Source organism: Candidatus Phytoplasma mali (assembly GCF_000026205.1).
GTDB classification, from domain to species: Bacteria; Bacillota_I; Bacilli_A; order Acholeplasmatales; family Acholeplasmataceae; genus Phytoplasma; species Phytoplasma mali.
This window is the reverse complement of the sequence record NC_011047.1, coordinates 474,852-498,134: the sequence shown is the minus strand read 5'-3', so window position 1 is coordinate 498,134 and position 23,283 is coordinate 474,852. Positions and strand designations below refer to the sequence as shown.

Genomic DNA, 23,283 nt, shown 5'->3' with positions numbered 1-23,283 from the left:
TTTTTAATAATTTAAAACGATATTTAAAAATTAAATTAAAAAAAATACTAATTATAGAACTTAATTAGTATTTTTTCTTAATAAGAGTATAATAATACCAAAAATAAATTTACTAACAAAATAAAGGTATTTTTTGGTACCTGTTTTTAATCATTGAGTATTTTTTCGTCATCTTTTTCAATAAATGGTTCAATTTCAGTAAAAGTTTGGTATTTTTTTTGAAAATCATAAATAATTGAACCTAATTTACCGTTTCGATTTTTAGTGATTAATAGTTTGATTGGATTAGTTGTAGCATAATGATTTTTTTCATTTTCGGATTTGAAATTAAGATTTTGTAAATAAAAAACAATATCTGAATGTTGAGAAATTGAACTTGAACCTTTCATATCAACGACGTTAAAATCGTTGTTTTTAGTATTTTTAGAAGCTTCTTTAGTAAATTGAGTAATTAGAAAAATTGGTATTTCTAATTCAACACTTAGAGTTTTTAAACGTAAAACAATGTTATCAATACTTCTTTCAGGATTGTAAGTAAATTCAGGATTTTGAATTAAATTTAAATAGTCAATAAACAACATATCTAAATTTTTATTTCGAGATTCAAGACGAATTTGATTTTCAAGACTATTAATATCGTTAAATTTTGGAAATGAATCGATTAAAAAATTATATTTTGGAATTGTTTTAATTTTATTAACGTATTCATCAAATTGAGTAGAGTAAATTTCACCATTATTAATTCCATTAGTAGTATAAAAATTATCAATTTCAAAACTTTTATTAATAATGGTACTTAAATTAGTTTTAGTTTTAATAGCTAAAATACGTTCTAATAATTCATCACAATTCATTTCTAAACTTAAAAATTTAATTTTAGGATATTTTTGATGAATTAAATAATAATTATCTGAAAATTCTAAAATTAAATTTAAAGCAAAAGTAGTTTTTCCAAATCCAGTTAAAGCTGAATAAGTAATTAATTTGCCTTTACTAATTGAATTAAAATAATGATTAAATTGTAAATAATTAAGAGTTTTAAAATTATTAGTTAAAACACTTTTTTGTAAATTAGCAATACCTGAATTCATTTTGATTAAATAATTAATAATTAATTCAGCAAAATGTTTACTACTTGAATTTTCAATTTTAGGAATAGTTAAAATTTGATTAGCTAATTGATTTAATTCGTTAAAATTAGGTAAAATTGTATTAGTTTTAATTTTATTTAAAGTAGTTGAAATATTTAACCACATTTGTTGTTGAATTTTAAAATTATTTAAAGTGTTTAAATTATCATTTAATTCTAAATTTGAAATTAAAGGTGTTTTTAATAATTCTTGAATTAAAACTTGATTAATATTAGAATTAGGTAAATATTGATTATAAGTTAAAAAATCAGTTAAATTAATGGTAGAATTATTTTGATAAATTTGGTAAATTAAATTAAAAATTTGTTGATATTTTGTTTCGTTAAATTTAACATTTTTTAATAAAATAATGATGTTTTTAATATCTTTTGATTGATTAGAATTTAAAGTTTGAATTAATTTAGTAATTAAAATTGTTTCAGATTTGAAGTTAATATTTTTCGTCATTTTTACTCCTTTTTTTATTTTTTTGATTTTTTAGTAATTAAAAACATTTTTAAAAATCGTAATTGATTTTAAAAAATTAGTGTTTTTATATTTTTTAAAAACTAATGAAAATTGAATTTGAAAAGTATTTTTTGCTTGAAAAAAAATTTGATAATATTTTAATTGAGTTTTAGCATTTAAAAAAAATAAACCATTATTAGTGTTTTTTTCATAACAAAAAATTAATAACGATTTTGGATTATGTTTTAAAAATTGTTTCATTTTAGATTTAGTAAAAATATGAGAATTTTTAATTAGATTTTTAGAATTAAAAAAAGTAGTATTATTATACGCAATGCGCCATATCTTATTAGTTGTTTTAATATCTAAATAATAAGTTTGAAATTGATTAATTTTCGAATTAAAAAAATTAATACCGAAATCATAAAATTTATTAGAACCATTACATTTAAAAATATGATTAATTAAGTTATGATTTTGATTTAAAAAATCAAAAATAACTTGTTCGAATTCAAAACTATTACAATTTTTTTGATGATAATTTTGGTATTGATTTAAATAATCAATTAAAATCTTTTGATTATTTTGAATAAATTTTTTTAATTCAATTTCGATTTTAGAAATTGAAGTTAATGATTTAATTTCAGTTTGGATAAATTGGTATTTTAAATTTAATTTTAAAAATTCATCAAAAGTATAAAATGATTTTGGTTTTAAAATTGTTAATTCAAGAATTGATTTAAAACCATGTTTAATTAATTTGGATAATGAAAATCTTAAATTAGTACTACCTTTAATTAATTTAAAACTAGATAAATATTTTTGTTGATTTTGTAAATTTAATAAATAAAAATTAATTTTATCATTAATAAAAGTTGCAATTAATAAAGTTTTACGAATATTAATATAATTACCAATTTTAATATCAGTATTTGAATAACTAGTTTTACAATCAATTTTGTAAAAATTGTTAATTAAAATATCATGATTCGGATTATTACCTTTTTCTAATTTGATATTAGTGAATTTTTTGGAATTAGTTAAAAAATCAGCAATAATTTTTTCAAAATCTTGAGATTTTGGTTTTCGTTTGTTTTGATCGTAATAATTTTGAATTTGGTTTTTTAATTCAATTGAGTTATTGATAAAAACATCTTTAATTTGGTCTTCAATTTTGGTTAACATAGTAGTTAACTCCTTTCTTTGATTTTGGATTTTGGATATAAAAAAAACTCCTTTTTCAAGGAGTTTTAAAAAAAATAAATTATTTAAGTTTAAAATTAAAATATTTTAAATTCAGGAAATTCAAGAATTAAAATTGGTTTTAAAAAACGATTAAGATTAAGAAATCGAAAATGTCTCATTGATTGATTAAATTTAAAATTAGCTAAATATTTTTCTTGATCTTGTGAATTCAACCAATAAAATTTAATTTTATTTAAATTGTAAACACAAATTAAAAAAGTTTTAGTAAAGGAAATTGTTTTAGTTAAAAATCTATCTCCACTTAAACTAGATTTAAGATCAATTTTGTAAAAATTATTAATTAAAATATCATATTCAGGATTTAATCGTGGTTTTAATTGAACTTGATTAAATTTTCGAGATTTATTTAAAAAACTATAAATTATTTGTTCTAAATGATGTGAAATTGGTTTAATATTATAACGATGATAATAATTTAAAATTCGAATTCTTAATTTATCAGCATCATTAGTAAAAACGGCTTTAATTTGATTTTCGATTTTAGTAAACATATTAGTTAACTCTTTTCTTTGATTTTGGATTTTGAATATAAAAAAAACTCCTTTTTCAAGGAGTTTTTAAAAAATAGTTAATTTTGAAAACGATTAGGTTTTGTGGCAGGAATTTTAAAATCTTTTAAAATTTGGTGATAATAAGCATTAATTATTGTTAAAGATTTAATGATAATGATTAAATTATTTTGAATATTAGTTAAATATTTTTGAAATAATTGAAATTGGTTGAAATAATCATTTGAATTACTTGAAATAAAAAGACATTCATTAACAGTAATTAATTCGAAAATTGTTTTTAAAATACCAATTAAATTTAAATTATTCACTTTTAAATAAAAACCGAGATCTAAATTAGTGGTAAATACATCATATTTGATGGATAAATTAGTAGTTTTGGTTGAATTTAAAATCGTTAAAATTTTTTGACTAATTTGATTAATTTCAATAATGTGATGATTCATTAAATTCAAATTAATATTACTAATTTGTAAATTATGAGTTAAAATTTTAAAAAATTGGTAATTAGTAATATCATCAATTTCGTTAATTTTTAAATCTTGTTTTTTAAGATCGATAAAATCGTTTTCAATTTCGTGGAAAATTAAAGTGATTTGTTTTAATAAAGTGGTAAGATTCGGATATTTTTCAATATTCGAAAAATTATTTAAAACTGTAAAAAGATAATTTAAAACGTTGTCTTTAGAATTCAGCATAGATAATACCTAACTTTCTTTTTTTTATTTTTGGTTTTTGATGGAATTGTTTTTAAAGCTAAAAAAAACATCTCGATGAGATGTTTAATTAAATAGGTAAAGATAAAAAATTTTATTTTGATTCATGATTTTGATTTTTGGTAATTAATCGAAAATAGATTTGATTATTAAGACAACTATTTAAAGTTCTTTGATTAAAATTACCAAATATTTTATTTGGAATATCTAATAAACTATAAAACCAATAATTAAAATAAGCTTCATAATCATCAAAATAATAATAAAGAATATAATTACTAATGATACAAATGATAATAAAAATCATTAGTATTTTTAGTAAATGATATTTTAAAAAATTAAAAATAAATTGCTTAATATTCATAAATTCCTTTTTAAATTGAATTTAGTTTTTAATTTAAAACAAAAAACTCCTTTTTAAGGAGTTTTCTTAATTGCATGATCTAAAGTTAAACAAAATTTGGCATCATTTAAAATTAGTTGTAATTCAATTAAATTATAATGATCTAAAAATTCATCAAGAGATTTATATTGAGGTAAAATAATAACTTTAACAACTAAATAATTAGCTTGAATTAATTTTAAATATAATTTTAAAGCTTGGATTTTACCACCATAATCATGATCTAAAATAATTAAAATTTCGTAATTTTTTGGAATATATTGAAAGATTTGTTTTAATTGCATATTCGTGAAATCTTTCCCACAAATAGAAATCACATTTTTAAGTTGATGTTGATAACTTTTAATAACATCAAATTCTGATTCAACAATAATTACTTGTTTTTTAGCATTAATAAACGGTAAATGTTCGAATAATCGATATAAATAATCTCGTGGTTTAATTAAATCATTACTTTTCATTTCTAAATATTTTGGTGTATTTAGTTGACGTTTTAATAAATTAGCTTTTAAACTAATGACTTGAATTTTTTGGTTAATTAAAGCAGTTTTTGGAATAATAATTGCATTATAAAAAGCATCTTTTAAACCAAAATTTTTTAAATGAGGATTTTTAGTGGAAATAGCTAAATTTAAAAATTGAACTAAATCTAAATCAAAATTATTTTTTGTTAAGTAATTAACTAAAATATTGATAAATTGATAATTAGAATTAGTTTGTGGAGCTAATCCAAGTTTAAATTCGTTAATTGTGGTTAAATTTAATTGACGCTGATTTTGTAAATAATTTAAAGCTAATTCATTAAAAGGTACATAATTTTTTAATAAATAATGATAATAATTAGCACTAGTAGTTAAAATTTTAAATTTAGTTTTATTTAAATGAGAAAATTGATGCGGATTTTGAATTAATGGTGATAATTTAATTTCATCTAATTCGTTAATTAAAGCTTGAAAAGCAGTATTAAAATTAACTTGATATAATTCTTGATATAAATCAAAAATATCGTGAAATCGATTATCACATTTAAAACATTTATACATATTTTGACTATGATTAACAATAATTTTATTTTTTTGATGACATTTAAAACAATTATAATAATTAGAATTAGGTAAAGTTTGTGATAAATATTTAGTAACTAGAATTTTGGTTTTAATTTGATTTTTAATAGTAATAATATCCATAAATTAAACTCCTTAAAAAGTGATTTTTATATAAAAAAAAAGACTACAGTTAATGTAGTCTTTTAAAATTTATTTAATTAAGTTTGGAATGATTCTAAAGTTGGTTCAGTTGGTGGTCTAGTGGTATGAAGATAATTTTTTATATCTACTTTCCTATTACCATAAAGACTACTTTGACCTATAACTAATTTATCAAAATACCATTCACTTTCTATCCAACCTGAAGAATATTCATATAAAAGTTTTTTTGATGGTTCAAATCTTGATACTTTAGTACCTAATAGAAGATAAATGTCAAAATTAATTTTATCATTACTATAAAGATATTGATTACTAGTGCCTAATGTATTACGAATATCCCAACCCCAATGAGTTCCTGGTTTGAATATACATTGATTTTTCCAGTTTTGCAAATTGATTTCGTATTGTTTTAAAGCTTTATCGTATTTGGCTTTTGTAGCTTTTTCCTTATCAATCCAAAATATGTAAGCAGTTTTAATAGTATCGTGGTTTTGCAACATATCTTGTAAAGTATATGTATTATCAGCATATGGATAAGATTTATTAGGATAAGTTTCAAAATAAGCTCCTAAAAGATTTGAATTGGGATTTTTGAAACAATAATATAAACGATTTTCCATAGGAATATTAAAACTTGGAATAATATCAACACCATTTATTTTAATATTATAATTAGATTGCATTAATGAAACAATTTCATCTCTATCAGCAACATGATGGTTAATGATGTTGATTTTTGGTTGATGATGAAAAATATAAGCAGTTTTAATGGTATCATGGTTTTGTAACATTCCTTCTAAAGAATAAACACGATAATTAAAATCACTACTTCCTTTATTAGGATAATATTCAAAAAAAGCTCCTAAAAGGTTTGGTTCAGGATTTTTAATCAAATAATTACCACGAAAATCGGTATTTGAATCATTATAACTTGGTTCACTATAATTACTCCAATAATTTATTCCATTAATTCCATATTTATTAGACATAATATTAGGAATTTCAAATTTATCAGCAACATAAATATCAATACGATTTATTTTTTTTGGTGGCTCAATTTTTGGTTGAGGTTTTGGTGCAATATTTAAAGAGAATATATAAACATTTTTTGCACCATTACTTAATTTTAATAAATCATTAATATCATGGTTATTAGGATTCATAAAACGAATACCATCATCAAAATAAACTACATCAACAAAAGAACCATTATAGTTAGAATTAGGTAAAGGTGAAATGATACCAGATTTTAAATTAGAGTTATAACAATTTAAGTTAATTGATTGATTGAAATTTAAATAATTTTTAATATAATTGATTTCAGTTTGGTAATATGGAATAGTAGTTTTAATATAATGAATATTTAAATTCGAATCAATTTTATCAACTTTTTCAAAAATATATGCTTCGCTAATTTCATATTCATGTTTTAATAAATCCTCTAAAGTATAATAATTATCAGATTCAGGATATGGTTCTTTTACTGAATAATGACAAGGAATTCGTGGTTTAAAATAAACAGCTAATAAATTAGCAGGAGGATTTTTAAAACTCCAAGCATTTAAATTTTTTTTATCATAAGAATTATATCCAGCATTACTATACACTTGATTTAAACCTTTAATATCATGAAACTCTAATATTTTATAAATATCATCAAATTCGAAAACTTTAAAACGTTTAATATTCATTTTTGGTTGATTTTTTAACAATTCTTGTTGCCATTTTTCATCACAAACTCCAAGTTTAATTTCATCACGAATTTTAGCATAAAAATAAGTATTAGTGTTTGCTTTAATTGTAATAAAGGAAAAACTCATTAAAACCAATAAGATGAAAAAATTTTTAATTAAAATTAATTTTTTGGTTATAATTAAATTTTTTATTTTTTTTAACATGATTTACTCCTTTCATTTTTTATTTTTTTTAACATGATTTACTCCTTTCTTTTTTTATTTTTTTTTATTTATTTTTATTTATTTTTTATTTTTTTATTTTTTTTATTTATTAAATTTTAGGTTTTAAATCGAATTTAAGATTTAATAGTGTAAATTTTTAATAAACGTTCTTTGGTGTTTTGTTTTTCACAATTGTCTCGATATTTATTATTATCATTATTAGTTTTTTGATATCTTTGATAATTTTGTTCTAAATCAGTTTTAACTAAATTTAAATTCTTTAAATTTTTGTTTAAATAATTAATTTCATTTTCTTGTTGTAAAATTTTGGTATTAATATCATGAGAAATTTTTTGGTTTTTTAAATTTTGAATTATTTTTTGAATTTTTTCTTTTTTATTATTAATATCTAATTCTTCTTTTTTATAATTATCAATTTTTTCTTGAAACCGATTTGTTGTTTCAAGATCACTTTTCACCCATGATCTATATAGATCTTGTCTTTTTTGATAAGATTCTTTTATTTCGTTGATTTTAGTAATTTGAACTTGATCTTGAATAAATTCAGGTATTTTAGTCATAGTTGCATTTTCAATATAATTAATAATAAGATTAAATTCATTTTCAGTAATTAATATTGGAATAATTTTAGTTTCAGCATTATCCAATTTGGAAGTAATTAATGGTTCATGATTAGAAACGTTTTCATCAAATAATATTGGTTTATGATTAGAAACATTTTCATCAATAATGGTTTTATGATTGATTGGATTAGAATTCGGTAAATTAGAATCAGGAGACAATACTGGTAATTGAGAAGAATTACCAGTATTTTGATAATAAAATATTAAAATAATTAAAACACCAATTAAAATACCAATTAAAGTTAATAAAGTTTGTTTAAAGTTCATTATAATGTAAATCCTTTCTAATTAATTTTTTAAAATATATTATAAAGATACTTTTTTTAATTTAAATTTGGAATTAATATGCAAAAAAAATTTTGATTAATTGGTACCAATTTCAAATTTTATTTTGAATTAGCACCAATATCAAAACCTTTACTTTTTAAATAACGTGTTTGAGCTCTAAATAATGAAGGATTTTTTAATTTTAATTCTTCTAGTCTAGTAGAAATAGCTAATTTTAAATCCTCATTTAAAGGAGTTTTTTTATTGTATAAATCAATTATTGAATCAGCTTTCCCTTGGAAAGTGAATTTATCGTCATTAAATTCTTTTTCAATTTTGTCGTATTTAGAAATTTTTTCTCGAAATCTTTCATTATAAAATTCTCTAGTATCATTATTTATCGAATTTAATGCTTGAATTTTTTGCAATATTTTACCATGTTCTATATTAACTTCACTTGAAATTCGTTTTTGTAATTCTTGTCGATGATTTTGAGTAGATATAATTTCGTTATCAATATTAGCCATATCATCTTCTAAACTTTGCAAAAGACGTTCAAAAGTTGGTTTATCAATCATTGGAAATTCACCATTTTTAGCAGATTTAATTTTTTGTTCTAATATTGAATTTGCTGAAGCAGTATTAAGTGGAATATTAGTAATTTGAGGAACTGTTTTAAAACTAGAACATAAATCTAAAAATTTTCCAGCTAATTTCATTCCTTGATTAACTGCAATACATTTACAAGCAATATTACCGACATTGGTAATACTTTGATGAATATTTTTAGCATTCCAAGCATTTTCCATTTCATAAGTTTTACCTAAAACTAATAATTCTTCTAAGTTTTTTTTCGAAATTTCATAATTTCTTTTTTTATCTTTTAATTCTTGTAATTGTTTTTCATTTTCATTAATTTCAACTTGAATACGTTCTTTACGTTTTTCAATTGAATCGATTTGATAACTAATTTGTGTATCTTCATTCATTAATCTTTTAAAATTTTGTTCTAAATCAGTTTTAACTAAATTTAAATTTTCTAAATTTTTATTTAAATAATTAATTTCATTATTTAATTTTTTAATTTCAACATCAAGATTAATTAATTCTTGAACTAAAGTAGTTTGTTGATTTTGTAATTCCGCAATTTCAGTTTTTAATTTAGCACGAATGTCGGGATCAGTTTCAGTTTTTAATCTTTCTTCTAAATCTTTAATTTTGGTTTCAATTTCATTTTTAGTTTTAATTTTACTGCCTTTTTCCGTTTCGAGTTTAATAATTGTTTGTTTTCTTGATTCAATATCAGCTTTAATTTTAATAATTGCTTCATCAATAACTTTAATTTTGGTTTTAATTTCATTTTGTTGTTGAATATTTAAACCTTTAATATCATTTAAATCTTTAATCATTTCTTGATAAATATTTAAACTATTTAATAATTCAACGCCTAATTCAGTTTTTTCTTTAATACATTCATCAACTTTTTTTAATACCTCATCAGTTTTGGTAATTAACTTATTACAATATTCACTATTTTTAGCATAAGGATTAAAAAAGATCGTTTTAATTAAAAATAAAATTAAAAAGATGATAATAATAATAAAAATAAAACTTTTAATTGAAAATTTACCAAAAATAAATTTACTCACAAAAGTATAAATCGTGATTAAAATTAAACCAATACATAACCAAGTAAAATAATGATGAAAATTAAAATACATATTAAATAAGTCGAAAATTCCTATCATTTTTTTTGACACCTACTTTCTTAATAGTTTGAATTCATATTAAGGAATTAATTGTTTAAAATGTTAATAATAATAATTTAAAATTGATTTTAACGATAATAATAATTTAAAATTGATTTTAACGATAATAATAATTTAAAATTGGTTTTAACTTTGGTTATTTTTGGTGATGTTTTAATGGCATTATTTTTTTATTTAAGGATAGTTATTTTTGTTTAGCAGTTTCTTTTTTATTCCTTAGAAGAGGAACAATGTTTATAATAAAAGCTCGATTTTGTAAATTTCTCATGTTGATTTAATATTAAATTATTATCAATATTTTTTTATTTTTTTAAAAAAAAATAAAAAAAATTTTTGAATTGAGAAATAAATTGAAGCAAAATGATACTAAAATTAACTTTAATGAAATTTTTAGTTTTGATATTTGAATTTTATTTTTAATTTTAAAAATAAAAAAAAATTCTCATTAAGAGAATCTTGAACTGGTAATTTATTTTTTAAGAAAATAAGTTTTATCTATTTTAAAATCATCAAATTCATCGTGATAATATTCAAAAATTACCTTATCAGTAATTTTATTTTCTTCAAAAGAAATATTATCAACATAAACATCATTCCAAAGTTCTTCATCATGAATTTGTCTTGTTAATTCATAAGCTTTTAAATTACCATATTTTTGTAAAATATATTCAATACAACTTTTTGGTAAATGGTTGATTACTTTTGGAAAATCAACGACTAGTGGTTTATCAATAATAACATTATGAAATTTACTTAAAGCAAAATAAAGTTCAGGAAAAACTGGACCATAAGGCCAAGCTTCAATATTTGAATGAAACATTTTGGTTTTTGGATTTGTTTTTACTAAATAAACTACATAAATATAAAAAATTAATTTTTGAATTTTTAAATTGGTTAAATCAGGGATTTTTTTATTGGCAATAATATAATTTGCCACATCAAAAATGTTGATTTCATTACTTTTTTCCATTTTTATTTTCCCTTTAATTCATATAAAAGGTTTTAGTTGACATTAAATTATAAGTTATTTCACAATCATCAATATCCATAATTGGAATAAAATACTCATTTTTTAAAATATTACCAATTGTTTTTAAATATTTAAAAACTTCAGGAACAATAGAAAAAGAACGAACTTTAAATATTTTTGGATTATTTTCATCACAAAAATAATAAGTAAAATCTTCATCTTTAGGAGTTGATTTATCTCCAAAACATTGAATATATTTTAAATTACCATTTGAATAAAATTCAATTTTTAAAAATTGTAAACTATCCTGATACATTCCTTCAAAATCAAAATTAATTTCTTTAATTTCATTTTTATTATTTTGAATAATTTCGATATTTTGACATTTTAATTTCGTTAATTTTGTTTTTAATTTTTTCATTTGATTTTTCGTCATTAATTTTTTCTCCTTTGAAATTTTTTATTTTTTTTATAAAATTTCTTCATATAAATCTTCAAAACGATCATCATCTAGTTTGTATTCTTCTTTAATTAATTCTTCTAACATTGCTTTTTTTGCTTCAATTATGATTTCGAACTCTCGGAGTTTTGCATCTAAATCACCAATGAAATCACAAAAAGTATCTGACATATTCATTTTAGTTTCGTATAAAGTTTCAAGAAGAGATTCGAAACCTCGATCTCCACCATCTAAAGAATTAAGTGTCTTTTCAAATTCAATATAATCTTTCATTTTTTTGATAAATACTTCATTTTTTAATAATTCGTCGTTTTTCATTTTTTAAATTCTCCTTTTTTTTTATTTTTTATTTTTATTTAAAATGATTTTTAAAATAATTCTTCATGAATTTCGGTAAATTCTTCAGAAGTTAATTGAAATTCTTGTTGAATTTTATTTTGTAAAATTTCTAATTTATTCGAAACACTATTTTTAAATTTGAAAATTTTTTTATCACACATAGGTTCAAATTTCGCCCATTGAGATAAAAAAATTCTTGAAATAGAATCAGTAAATTTTTTCATTTTGTTTATAAAATTTTTATCTTTTAATAATTTAGATTTTTTGTTTTCATTCATTTTTTATTTCTCCTTTGAAATTTTTTATTTTTTTTATAAAATTTTATTATATAAATCTCGAAAATATTCGTCATCTAGTTTGTATTCTTCTTTAATTAATTCTTTTAAAAACACTTTTTTTACTTTAATTATTTTTTTGAACTCTTGAAGTGTTTCATCTAAATTATTAATGAACTCATAAAAAGTGTCTGATATATGCATTTTAGTTTCGTATAAAGTTTCACAAAGAGATGTAAAACCTCTACCACCACCATTTAAAGAATCAAGTGTGCTTTCAAATTCAATATAACGTTTCATTTTTTTGGTAAATACTTCATTTTTTAATAATTCTTCTATTTGCATTTTTTAAATTCTCCTTTTTTTTATTTTTTATTTTTATTTAATAAATAATTAAATTTTAAAAATCAATGTCAAAGTTAATTTTTTTATCACGAATACGATGATATTTTTTTTTGGATTTAATTAAAAATCCAGTTTTTGGAATTAAATAACGAATTCGAGGAAATTTATTAGAATTAATTTTTAAAATAATTGGTTTTTTATTCATAATTGTTTTTCCTTTCATATTGATTTATTTTGGTAATAATTTAAAATTTGTTTTAACTTTGGTTATTTTTGGTGATGTTTTAATGGCATTATTTTTTTATTTAAGGATAGTTATTTTTGTTTAACAGTTTCCTTTTTATTCCTTATAAGAGAAATAATGTTTATAATAAAAGCTCGATTTTATAAATTTCTCATGTTGATTTAATATTAAATTATTATCAATATTTTTTTTATTTTTTAAAAAAAAATAAAAAAAAATTTTGAATTGAGAAATAAATTGAAGCAAAATGATACTAAAATTAACTTTAATGAAAATAATTACAAATATGAAATTAGTAATTATAATAAAATTTATTAAAGTTTTAATCCTTTCGTTTTTATTTGAATATAAATTAAAATATTCATTTAAATTATTAAAATCAAAATATTTTTAATAATTTAAAACAATATTTTAAAAATAAATAAAAAAAAAATACTAATTATTAAATTTAATTAGTATTTTTTAAAGGTATAATAATACCAAAAATAAATTTACTAACAAAATAAAGGTATTTTTTGGTACCTGTTTTTTGATAGTAAAGGAATTATTTGGAATCTTTGTTAATAAATAACTTAATTTTTAATAAAAGGTTATTTATTAATTGAATTTTCGATTTTGTCTAAAATTGTGGTATCTTTGGAAACTACCATTGAATAAGCAGTTTTTAAATCAGTTTTATCAATTGTTTCACGTAATTTTGATTTTGTAGAATTTTCGGAAGTTTTAGGTTCCTTAATTTCACGATTTTTACAAAAAACATTAATAGCAGTTTTTAAAATATTTTCTAAAGTACGATTAGATTTCAAAAAACTATTTTCACCTTGATAATCATCTAAAGCCACATTAATTACTTCAAATAAATATTTTTTAGATTCATCACTATAAGGATTTTTACGACGATTAATCATAAATTCTAAGAATTCTTGACGTTCTTTTCGTTCAAATGGTTTTACTTCAATGTTATAAGTAAAACGTGATTTAATTGCTTCTTCTAATTGATCGATGTGATTTGTAGCACCAATTACAAAAATTGGTTTATTAGGATTATTATCAATTGAAGTCATTTCAGTTTTAAAAGCATTTACAACGTTAGCAACTTCAGAATTTGCTTCAAGATTATTAATATTAACGAAAATGGTTTCACATTCATCTAAGAAAATAATAGCACCACCTTTTTCTTCGGCCACTACTCTAGCTATAGCAAATAAATCTTTTACCATTTGTGGAGCAATACCACGATATTTTTGAGAAAACATTGAACTTGAAATTTCAAAAAAAGGTAATTTAGTTTCTTTAGCTACAGCTCGAGCTAAAGTAGTTTTACCAGTACCTGGAACTCCATAAAGTAAAATTCCAAAAGGAGGGTCAACATCTCCAACATTTTCATATTTGGTTTTATTATAGATATAATCGATAAAACCATCAACTGCCACTTTTTCTTCTTTAAAACCAATTAATTTATCAAATGATAAAAATTTAGTAGAATCCGAAATTTGAAATTGTGGAACTAATAAATCATCTTGATTACCATTATTAGATACTGTTTCTTTTTCTAAATTAGCTTTGTTATTGGTTTCTTTTAGTTGATTAAGAGTAGTTTTTAAATTAGTAAAATCATTTTCAGAAATAATAACACGTTTTTCTAATTCACGAACATTGGTGTTTAATAATAGAAAATAAATAAATCCACTAATAAATAAACCACTAAAAATAAATAAAATTAAATTTATTTTAACTAAACTAGGAAATTTATTATTATTAGCAATTGGTTTAGTTTTTGAGGTTTTGTTTTCAATTGGTGTATTTTTTCTCGACATTTTGGTTTCTCCTTTCAATTTAAATTAAATGTTTTGAATATAAAATTGGTTAATTAAAATTTAAAAACACCAATAATGGTGTTTTTGGATTTTAATTAAATTATTTTTTGGAATCGGGATTATCAGTTGATTTGTCATCTTTTTTTACTTCATTATTAGTTGATGATCCTTTGGATTCAGTTTTAACTCCGTTTTTATTAGGAATTTCAACAACAATAAGACGATGATTGTTAGTATTTGAAAAATCAGTAAACATTTTATGTAAAATTGGATAATCACATTTTCTTCCTAATTCAGTATTAAATTTTTGGTTAACTTCATTAACTTTATCACAATTAGTTTTCATTTTATAAATAGTAATAAAATGAAAAATTATTAATATCACAACAATAATAGTTAAAGAGAATAACCATTCATAAACAGTTTTTAATTTTTTAGTTAAAACAGCAATTTTGGTTTCTAATTCATTCATTTGTAAAAAACTCCTTTCAATAAAAATAGAATAAATTAATATTTTAAAATTTTTAAATAAAATAACCTTTAAATACCAATTTTAATTTGATATTTAAAGGTATTATGAAAATCAATTAGTTAACAAACTAGTTAGTTAATTTAATAACATTTTTAGTGATTTGAGGAGTTGAACCTTCAAAACTATTACCTTGTTTATCAACTAATTCATAAATTGAAACCAATTCTAATTTATTAGAATGATTTTTAAAAACACGATTACTTTCAATTCGATAATCAATTTTAATTTGACCTTTTTTATCTTTTAAAATCATTTGTGGACGATTTGCATCATCATAATTAGCAAAATCACATTTACGTTCTAAACTAAAATCATTTTCGGATAAAGTAAAAGTTCCTAAAGTATCAAAATGATTTTTAACTTTTAAATACATTGGAATTTCAATCTTGAAATTTGGTGCATTTAAAGTTGCTGTATGTTCGATATTAATAATAGATGCAGTAGTACTTGGTGATAAATTAGGTAAATTTAATGGAAAAATTTGTTTCGTTAAGTTATTACCATTAGTTTTAACAACGTTAAATTCAGGATAATCTTTAACATCAAAAATTGAAATTTCATCTCTTACTTCTTGATAAAAATATTTTTGAATAGCATATAATGTAAATCCAGTACTAACAAAAGCTAAAACAATTAATAAAACTAAACCTAACTTATCAAAAATTTTAATGTTAGATTTACTCAATTTCGTTTCTCCTTTCTATAATTATTTTGATTAAATTTTATAAACAGTTTAAAGACTTATTTAGGTCTAAAAATTTAATTAATTTAAACTTTTTGGATGTTTAAAAAAAATATGTTTGGTATACCAAGTGATTTTACCATCTTGGCTAATTCGTTTAATTTTGCCAGTTTCGTAGTAATAATAAATATTACCATTTCGATATTTTTTAACAATAGTTGCCATAATTACTCCTTTAATTAATTTCTTTTTAAAAACAACTTGAAAATTAATTAAGTTATTTTTAAATAAAAAAAATCCTTATTTTTATGAATAAGGATTTAGTAAAACTATTTGATAATAATAACCTTTTATTTTTAATTAGTTTAAAGACTTAATTAGGTCAAGATAATTAAAAATAACAGTTTGATGTTGTAAAGTTGAATTTAAACCATTTAATTTAATTTTGTAATCAGTTTTTAAATAATGATTAAAAAATAATTGGTATCCTTTAACAACTTGTTGAAAATAACTTAAAGGTTGATTTTCAATTAAATCGATTAAATCACCTTTACGTTTTAAAGCAATTTTTGGTTCTAAATCAATTAAAACTGTTATTTGTGGTTTTAAAAATTTTTTTTGGATTAATTGAAAAATTGAATAATGTGGATCAATTTGAAAAGGATAAGCTTGATAAGCAAAATTTGATCCTAAATAACGATCCATTAAAATAATGGTATTCGTTTTTAAATGTGGTTTAATTAACTCATTTTGAATTTGAATTAAATTAGCAAAACTTAAAAAATATCGTGTTTCCGAAATCATTTTTGGATTAAATAAAAACATTTCACGAATTGATGTGCCAATGTTAGTACTACCTAATCCATTAATAATAATTACTTTTGAATTTGGTTGAATTGTTTTTAAAGTTTGAGCTAAATTATTAATTAAGGTTGTTTTACCAGTACCATCAATACCTTCAAAAACAATTAATAACATTTTTATTCTCCTTAAATATTTTTTTTAGCTAATTGTTTAACAAAAGTGGTATTTAATAATTCAGTTTTAACTAATTGGTAAAAATCTAAATATTTTTTGGTACATTGAACCATTGTTTGAATAAATTTTGAATTCAAATAAACTTTTTCAATATGATAATTAGTTTCGGAAAAATAAACTAAAAAATAAGCTAATTTAGCTTTGCTACAATATAGTTGACATTGAATTTGACAATAATAATTAATTGGAATTTCTTTGTTAGTTAAAAAATTATCCCAACTTTTTGAAACACAATTATTTTCATCAATAAATGGTGCTTTAATTTCTAAAATGGTATTAGTTTTAGCATTATAACCATCTAATGATGCTGAAAAAGTTTCAGTATCATCAACAAAAATAGTTGGTTCAAATTGATGCTTAGTTAAAGTTTCAAAAAATTGTTTAGCAATTGGTTCCATTAAAATACCATGCTCAGTGTATTTATTACCAGTAAAAGTTGTACCAAATAATTTATCATGAATTAATTGGTTAAGATTACGATATTGATCGTTATTAGTAATTGTTGCAATTTCAGTTGCGTTAACATATTTAATACGATGTAAATACCATTGTTTACTACGTTGTTTTAAATCTTTAATTTCCATTTTTTTGATTCCTTTTTATTTATTTTTATTTTTCTTTAATTTGATCGATAATAATACCAAAATTTTCATTAATTGGTGTCAAAGAATAATCAGAATTAATCTTAAACCAAAATTTAATTCCATTTAAATTTTGGTAATAAACTAAATTACGTGGTTTAGATTTAATTCCTAAAATTGTTAAAAAAATTTGATAAATAATAATAATCAAATTACCAATTGTTTCGAAAATTTTACCAATAACTCCTAAAATAAAATCAATGATATTTAAAATATATGGAATTAAAATTAAAACGATAAAAATAATTAAACCACGAATTAAAATTTGATTATTATTTTGATAAAAATTAACTAATAAAATATAAGTTTCTAAAATCCAATTATAAAATTGAAGTATTTTTTCAAAAATTGTTAAAATTGTCATTAATTTTAAACATTGTTTTTAATATTTTTAATAAAATAGTATAATTTAACAAAATTTCCTTTTTTCAATCGTGTAAATGAGGTTAAATAAGAATATTTCATTAAATATCCTAATGATATTAAAAATAAACATAATAAAATCAAAACTTGTTTAAAAAAATTAAAAATAAATTTTAAAATAGCTAATAATAAATTAGGATTTTGTTGAACCATGCTTATTTTCCTCCTTGACGAAAAATTTGGGAAATTTTATTATTTAATCCAATTTTTAATTAAAGTTTAAAAACTAATACAGTTAATTAATAATTATTTAATAATTATTTTGATATTTATTTTAAAATTGATAGTATTTCAATCAATAGTAGTTTTAACTCTAATCATTTTAAAATTACGAAATAAATTGGTAATTGTAAGTACTAATCTAATTAATCTTCTTAATTTAATTAGGTTTTATGTTCGTTAACAATTAAATAAATTAAAAAAATGGTTTCATTTAAAAGGCAAATAAAAAGATTAATTTTTAAACCTAACATTAAATCAAACAATAAACAAAATAAATTACTTAATATACAACATATTGAAGTAATAATTAAGATATAATAACCTATTTTTGTTTCGTTAAACATTTTTAAACTCTCCTTGAATTAAATTAAGGAAAACAAAATATCATCAATGAGCCATAAATAATAAAAATTAAATGTAGTACATGAATAATTTCGAATATTAATGCCATTAAAATTACCTCAATTAATTGTTTTTAAAATAAAAAAAACACCATTATGGTGTTTTTAGTTTTTATTTTAAATTTAAATTAATTTATTCTTCATCATCAGGATCAATAATTTCATATTTTTCATTTAAATCATCAAGATGTGAACCAATTTCGCGTAAAGTTTGAATACCATCTTTAATTTGATTAATTGCAACACGAAGTTTAGCATTTAATTTATCAGTTATTTTTTCAACATCATCAAATTCAGTTGTAGTCGAATAATCAATTGGAACAAAATCAAAACCTCCAGTATTAATCTTAAAATCATCTAAAAGATAGGTAATTGCTTCTAAATTAGCAATAATTCCTAAAGCTGAATCAGGAAATTCACCTTCAAGATTTGCTTCAAATAAATTAATTTCATCTAAATAATGAGTAAAACTTACTAAACCTTCACTATGATCTTTTAAAATTGTTTTTTTCATTAATTTAATACTCCTTTTTTTTATTTTTTTTATTTATTATCTAAAAATTCGATATTGTTAACAATTACAAAAGTACGTGATTCCTTTTTACCATCACGTTCAAAAAAATTAGTTTTTATTTTACCAATTACTGCAATTTTTGAACCTTTTTTTAAAAATTTTGGCATATTTTCAGCTATTTTTCGAAAACTAATACAAGAAATAAAATCTGCTTTATCTTTGGAACTATTAACTGCCAATTGAAAATTAACTTTGGAAATAGTTTCATTTTTAATAGTAAAAGTTTTTAATTCAATATCTTTAGTAATTCTACCAATTAAAATAACTTGATTTAACATATTTTCTCCTTTAAAATGATTTTTTAAATAATTTAATTAATATTTAAATAGAAAGTATTATTGAAAAGTCACTATTAAGTTTGGTTGAACTCTTTTGAATACTTTTTTTAGTTATTAATTGAATTTTTTATTTATAACAGTTTAATGACTTGTTAAGGTCAAGAATGAATTATTTACAAACTATCATGAAATTTCGTGGTTAAAAAACATAAACCATTTTTTTTGATAATAATTGCAATTAAGTTTTTTTGTTGATAATTATATAATTTGGTTTTAGGATGATAACAATTTTTAATTGTATAAATTCGAATATAATTGTGATCGTTTTCAGTAATTATTTGAGTTTTGAAATAGGTTTTTAGTTTTTTCATTATTTGATATTTAAAATTCTCTACTTGTCTAATTGTTAAATTTAATTGATTTGCAATTTCGATATTAGTTAATTCTGGTAAAGATACATCATGAGTACCTTGATTAATGTTTAAATTTGTTATTAATGCTAATACTTGTAATTCATTTTTAGTTAATTTAGCTGATTTAATTTTAGTTATGATTTTTTCAGCTTTAATTTCTTGCATTAATGCTTGATGTGGATCAATAAAATAACGTTCACTACAACTACTTGCTTTTTCTTCGATATCTTCATTGTTGTATTGAATAGCTAATTTGTTATATTCAGCTTCATGTTTTTTAATACCAACTGTTTTATTTATTAATTTTTGCATTGTTTTTTTTGCTTGATTACTAAAAAAAGTGATAAAATTACTTAAATTATCTTGATATTTTTCTAATGAATATTCTAAACATAAATAACCTTCTTGAATTAAATCGTTACGTTCTAACATTGGAGGTAATTTAAATTTTTTAGCAATATTAAAAAGTGGTCTTTGACATAATTCATAAATTTCATCTCGTAATTTAAGATTTTGTGAATCTAATAAAAAAGCTTGAACTTTTATTTCCAGTTCGGTATTTAATTTATTTAACATTTTTGTCCTTTTAAAAACAAAAAAAGATCGATATAAATATCGATCTAAATAGTTAAATTATTTAATTTTTAAAAAAAGTCTAAAGTTTTGCAACAGTTCGCCATTTATAAATTCGAAACCTATGTATTTTTATTAAAGGATAAAGATGCACTAATAATATACCAATGTTTAAATTTTAATTCCTGAATTAAAAATAAATCATATAAAATTAAAATTATAATAAAATAATTAAAATATTAAAATAACAAATAAAAAAATAAATAAAAGATTACTAATAAATGATAAACAAAAAACAAATTAGGGAAATTTTTTCTAATAAATTGAAAAAACAAAAATTAAATTTAAATTCTTGCAATAAAAATAGCAATATTTACTAAAAAAAATGCTAATGACGTTCTTAAAGATAAAAATAAACTTGTTCATTTTTTTATTAATTTAAAAAAATTTTAAACTTAAAAAGATTTTATTAAAAATAGTGGATATAATGAAAAAATTAAAGTATCTATTGTTATAATTACAATAGAAGAACAAAATAATTTATAAAAATTCTTAAATTAAAATAAATAAAACAAAAACTAGATATTTTATAAATTAATTTTATCATTTTCAAATTTTATTTTTTGATTTAAAAAAAATAATTAAATTAAAAGGAGCATCATTAATATTGAAAATAAAATATTTAAAAAATAAGTATTTTTATTTAATTATAAGTTTTATTTTATTAATTAACTTAAATTTATTTTTTTTCTCTTTAAATATTTATGCTTATTCTGATAATTTAGAAGATATTATTTACTATGAATTTAAAAAAGCTGACAATGCTAAGGCAAATATAGTTATAACTAACGAAATAGAAGAAAATTGTCAAAAATATAAAAATTTAATTAAAGAATTAAAAAAAAATAAATATAATGTTTTTTTATATGATATAAGAGGATATAATAAAAGTTCTAAAAATAAAATAGATAATGATAATTTGGAAATTTTATTAAAAGATTTACAAAAAATATTAATGTTTTTAAAAAACAAAAATAAATTACCAAATTTTTTATTAGGTAATTTTATAGGGGGGATTTTAAATAATTGTTATGCTATAAAATATAATGATGTTAAGGGAATTATTAATATTGCAACACCTACTTCAATTTTCAAATCATATTTTTTAAACTTAGAAAACAATAATGAATTAAAAATAATAAAAAATAATATTAAAATAACACAAAATTTTATTCAAAACATTATGATTTTAGGCATAAATTATTTAAACGAAAACTTAGATAAATATAAAGTACCATTTTTTGTATTACACGGTCAAAAAGATTCAATAGTACCGTATGATAATAGTACAAACTTTTTTACAATAGTTGCAGTGAATAAAAAAATAAAATTATATGAAAATTCTGATCACAATTTATTTAATGATTCAGATTATAAACAAGTAAATTTAGACATTATAGAATGGTTAAATAAACAAATAAATTAAAAATAAAATTGAATAAAAAAAACTCTGTTATTTTTTTAACAGAGTTTTTTTTTATTCAATAATTTCAGTTACTGTACCAGCTCCTATTGTGCGTCCACCTTCACGAATAGAAAATTTAGTGCCTGCTTCAATAGCGATTGGATGATTTAATTCAACAATAAGTTCTGTTCTATCACCTGGTAATACCATTTTAACATCTTTTTTTAATTTAATGAAACCAGTAACATCTGTAGTACGAAAATAAAATTGTGGTCTGTAATTAGAAAAAAATGCAGTATGACGTCCACCTTCTTGTTGAGTCAAAATATAAACTTGAGACAAAAATTTATGATAAGCATTTAAAGAACCTGGTTTAGCTAAAACTTGACCTCTTTCAATTTGATCACGAGTAATACCGCGTAATAAAATACCAACATTATCACCAGCTTGAGCAAAATCTAATTCTTTTTTAAACATTTCAAGACCAGTAATAATAGCTTTTTTAGTTTCTTTTAAACCAATAATTTCAACTTCTTCACTAATCTTAATTTTTCCTCTTTCTACACGACCAGTAGCAACAGTTCCACGACCAGTAATAGTATGAACTCCTTCAACCGGCATTAAAAATGGTTTTTCTACATCACGAATTGGATCTTCAATATATTCATCTAAAACTTCTAATAATTTATTGATACCTTCAACATCTGTGCCTTCTAAAGCTTTTAAAGCTGAACCTCTAACAAAAGGAGTTTTATCACCATCAAATTTATATTCGTTTAATAATTCACGAACTTCCATTTCTACTAAATGAATCCATTCTTCTTCTTTAACTAAATCACATTTATTTAAAAATACTATCAATTTAGAGATACCAACTTGTCCAGCTAACAAAACATGTTCACGAGTTTGAGGCATTACTCCATGATAAGCTGAAACAACTAAAATACCAGCGTCCATTTGCGCAGCACCCGTAATCATATTTTTAACATAATCAGCGTGTCCAGGACAATCAACATGAGCATAATGCCTTTTTTCAGTTTCATAAGAAACATGGGTAGTGTTAATAGTTATACCACGTTCTTTTTCTTCTTTAGTTTTATCAATTTGATCATATGATTTATTTTCTGCTAAGCCTTTTGTTGATAAAATTTTAGTAATAGCAGCAGTCAAAGTAGTTTTTCCATGATCAACATGACCAATAGTTCCTACATTAACATGCACTTTATCTCTTAAAAATACTTTACTAGACATCTTTATTTAAATCTCCTTTTTAAAATTATTTTTTAATCATATTTATTTTAATATATTTTTAT

29 protein-coding genes are annotated in these 23,283 nt (G+C 20.3%); 1 reads left to right on the top strand and 28 read right to left on the bottom strand.

The features are described from left to right. Positions 1-146: 146 nt before the first annotated feature. From ATP_RS02295 to ATP_RS02175, 27 genes are all read right to left on the bottom strand, one after another. Positions 147-1,598 (bottom strand): DnaB-like helicase C-terminal domain-containing protein, encoded by a 1,452-nt coding sequence (locus ATP_RS02295; RefSeq protein ID WP_012504565.1) that lies wholly within the window; start codon positions 1,596-1,598, stop codon positions 147-149. Between the two features lie 30 nt (positions 1,599-1,628). Continuing rightward, positions 1,629-2,783, bottom strand: coding sequence for a hypothetical protein (locus ATP_RS02290; protein WP_012504564.1), 1,155 nt, complete (start codon positions 2,781-2,783; stop codon positions 1,629-1,631). A 95-nt stretch (positions 2,784-2,878) separates the two neighbouring features. Then, a complete protein-coding gene (locus ATP_RS02285; protein ID WP_012504563.1) occupies positions 2,879-3,355 on the bottom strand; it encodes a hypothetical protein in 477 nt (158 codons plus the stop codon). 77 nt (positions 3,356-3,432) lie between these two features. Next, positions 3,433-4,071, bottom strand: a complete 639-nt coding sequence (locus ATP_RS02280) for a hypothetical protein (protein WP_012504562.1) — start codon at positions 4,069-4,071, stop codon at positions 3,433-3,435. 112 nt (positions 4,072-4,183) lie between these two features. Continuing rightward, positions 4,184-4,453: a hypothetical protein gene (locus ATP_RS02275; RefSeq protein WP_012504561.1), complete on the bottom strand. Its 270-nt coding sequence runs from the start codon at positions 4,451-4,453 to the stop codon at positions 4,184-4,186. A 53-nt stretch (positions 4,454-4,506) separates the two neighbouring features. Then, positions 4,507-5,679 carry a toprim domain-containing protein gene (locus tag ATP_RS02270; RefSeq protein ID WP_012504560.1) on the bottom strand — a complete coding sequence of 391 codons (1,173 nt, stop codon included), beginning with the start codon at positions 5,677-5,679 and terminating at the stop codon, positions 4,507-4,509. Between the two features lie 77 nt (positions 5,680-5,756). Next, positions 5,757-7,598 (bottom strand): hypothetical protein, encoded by a 1,842-nt coding sequence (locus ATP_RS02785; RefSeq protein ID WP_049821846.1) that lies wholly within the window; start codon positions 7,596-7,598, stop codon positions 5,757-5,759. 134 nt (positions 7,599-7,732) lie between these two features. Next, positions 7,733-8,509: a hypothetical protein gene (locus ATP_RS02260; protein ID WP_012504559.1), complete on the bottom strand. Its 777-nt coding sequence runs from the start codon at positions 8,507-8,509 to the stop codon at positions 7,733-7,735. Positions 8,510-8,628: 119 nt separating this feature from the next. Beyond that, positions 8,629-10,257 carry a coiled-coil domain-containing protein gene (locus ATP_RS02255; RefSeq protein WP_041186087.1) on the bottom strand — a complete coding sequence of 543 codons (1,629 nt, stop codon included), beginning with the start codon at positions 10,255-10,257 and terminating at the stop codon, positions 8,629-8,631. A gap of 490 nt (positions 10,258-10,747) precedes the next feature. After that, the gene (locus ATP_RS02250) at positions 10,748-11,248 is read right to left on the bottom strand and encodes a Panacea domain-containing protein (RefSeq protein ID WP_012504557.1); all 501 of its coding nucleotides are present in this window, start codon (positions 11,246-11,248) and stop codon (positions 10,748-10,750) included. Positions 11,249-11,261: 13 nt separating this feature from the next. After that, positions 11,262-11,684, bottom strand: coding sequence for a hypothetical protein (locus ATP_RS02245; protein ID WP_012504556.1), 423 nt, complete (start codon positions 11,682-11,684; stop codon positions 11,262-11,264). Positions 11,685-11,717: 33 nt separating this feature from the next. Then, on the bottom strand, positions 11,718-12,026 hold the full coding sequence (locus ATP_RS02240) for a hypothetical protein (protein ID WP_012504555.1): 309 nt from the start codon (positions 12,024-12,026) through the stop codon (positions 11,718-11,720). 50 nt (positions 12,027-12,076) lie between these two features. Then, the gene (locus tag ATP_RS02235; RefSeq protein ID WP_012504554.1) at positions 12,077-12,325 is read right to left on the bottom strand and encodes a hypothetical protein; all 249 of its coding nucleotides are present in this window, start codon (positions 12,323-12,325) and stop codon (positions 12,077-12,079) included. A gap of 33 nt (positions 12,326-12,358) precedes the next feature. After that, positions 12,359-12,667 (bottom strand): hypothetical protein, encoded by a 309-nt coding sequence (locus ATP_RS02230; protein WP_012504553.1) that lies wholly within the window; start codon positions 12,665-12,667, stop codon positions 12,359-12,361. 55 nt (positions 12,668-12,722) lie between these two features. Next, a complete protein-coding gene (locus ATP_RS02900) occupies positions 12,723-12,872 on the bottom strand; it encodes a hypothetical protein (protein ID WP_158300325.1) in 150 nt (49 codons plus the stop codon). 629 nt (positions 12,873-13,501) lie between these two features. Continuing rightward, the gene (locus ATP_RS02225) at positions 13,502-14,728 is read right to left on the bottom strand and encodes an ATP-binding protein (protein ID WP_231834342.1); all 1,227 of its coding nucleotides are present in this window, start codon (positions 14,726-14,728) and stop codon (positions 13,502-13,504) included. A 100-nt stretch (positions 14,729-14,828) separates the two neighbouring features. After that, positions 14,829-15,200: a hypothetical protein gene (locus tag ATP_RS02220; RefSeq protein ID WP_012504551.1), complete on the bottom strand. Its 372-nt coding sequence runs from the start codon at positions 15,198-15,200 to the stop codon at positions 14,829-14,831. Between the two features lie 127 nt (positions 15,201-15,327). Beyond that, a complete protein-coding gene (locus ATP_RS02215) occupies positions 15,328-15,945 on the bottom strand; it encodes a hypothetical protein (RefSeq protein ID WP_012504550.1) in 618 nt (205 codons plus the stop codon). A 78-nt stretch (positions 15,946-16,023) separates the two neighbouring features. Beyond that, entirely contained in the window at positions 16,024-16,167 is a 144-nt protein-coding gene (locus ATP_RS02915) for a hypothetical protein (protein ID WP_173024102.1), read from the bottom strand. A 135-nt stretch (positions 16,168-16,302) separates the two neighbouring features. Continuing rightward, positions 16,303-16,920, bottom strand: a complete 618-nt coding sequence (tmk, locus tag ATP_RS02210) for a dTMP kinase (protein ID WP_012504549.1) — start codon at positions 16,918-16,920, stop codon at positions 16,303-16,305. A gap of 11 nt (positions 16,921-16,931) precedes the next feature. After that, positions 16,932-17,564, bottom strand: coding sequence for a lambda-exonuclease family protein (locus ATP_RS02205; RefSeq protein ID WP_012504548.1), 633 nt, complete (start codon positions 17,562-17,564; stop codon positions 16,932-16,934). A 25-nt stretch (positions 17,565-17,589) separates the two neighbouring features. Next, entirely contained in the window at positions 17,590-17,985 is a 396-nt protein-coding gene (locus ATP_RS02200) for a hypothetical protein (RefSeq protein ID WP_012504547.1), read from the bottom strand. A gap of 5 nt (positions 17,986-17,990) precedes the next feature. Further along, positions 17,991-18,197, bottom strand: coding sequence for a hypothetical protein (locus tag ATP_RS02195; RefSeq protein WP_012504546.1), 207 nt, complete (start codon positions 18,195-18,197; stop codon positions 17,991-17,993). A 230-nt stretch (positions 18,198-18,427) separates the two neighbouring features. Further along, positions 18,428-18,610, bottom strand: a complete 183-nt coding sequence (locus tag ATP_RS02190; protein ID WP_041186086.1) for a hypothetical protein — start codon at positions 18,608-18,610, stop codon at positions 18,428-18,430. A gap of 190 nt (positions 18,611-18,800) precedes the next feature. Beyond that, entirely contained in the window at positions 18,801-19,181 is a 381-nt protein-coding gene (locus ATP_RS02185) for a hypothetical protein (protein ID WP_012504545.1), read from the bottom strand. A gap of 29 nt (positions 19,182-19,210) precedes the next feature. After that, on the bottom strand, positions 19,211-19,519 hold the full coding sequence (locus tag ATP_RS02180) for a single-stranded DNA-binding protein (RefSeq protein ID WP_012504544.1): 309 nt from the start codon (positions 19,517-19,519) through the stop codon (positions 19,211-19,213). Between the two features lie 173 nt (positions 19,520-19,692). Beyond that, on the bottom strand, positions 19,693-20,508 hold the full coding sequence (locus ATP_RS02175; protein WP_012504543.1) for a sigma-70 family RNA polymerase sigma factor: 816 nt from the start codon (positions 20,506-20,508) through the stop codon (positions 19,693-19,695). 664 nt (positions 20,509-21,172) lie between these two features. On the opposite strand from ATP_RS02175, the gene ATP_RS02170 reads away from it, so the two are divergent. Then, on the top strand, positions 21,173-21,991 hold the full coding sequence (locus ATP_RS02170; protein WP_012504542.1) for an alpha/beta hydrolase: 819 nt from the start codon (positions 21,173-21,175) through the stop codon (positions 21,989-21,991). Between the two features lie 51 nt (positions 21,992-22,042). On the opposite strand, the gene tuf is transcribed toward ATP_RS02170, so the two are convergent. Beyond that, positions 22,043-23,221, bottom strand: a complete 1,179-nt coding sequence (gene tuf / locus ATP_RS02165) for an elongation factor Tu (protein WP_012504541.1) — start codon at positions 23,219-23,221, stop codon at positions 22,043-22,045. Between the last annotated feature and the right edge of the window lie 62 nt (positions 23,222-23,283).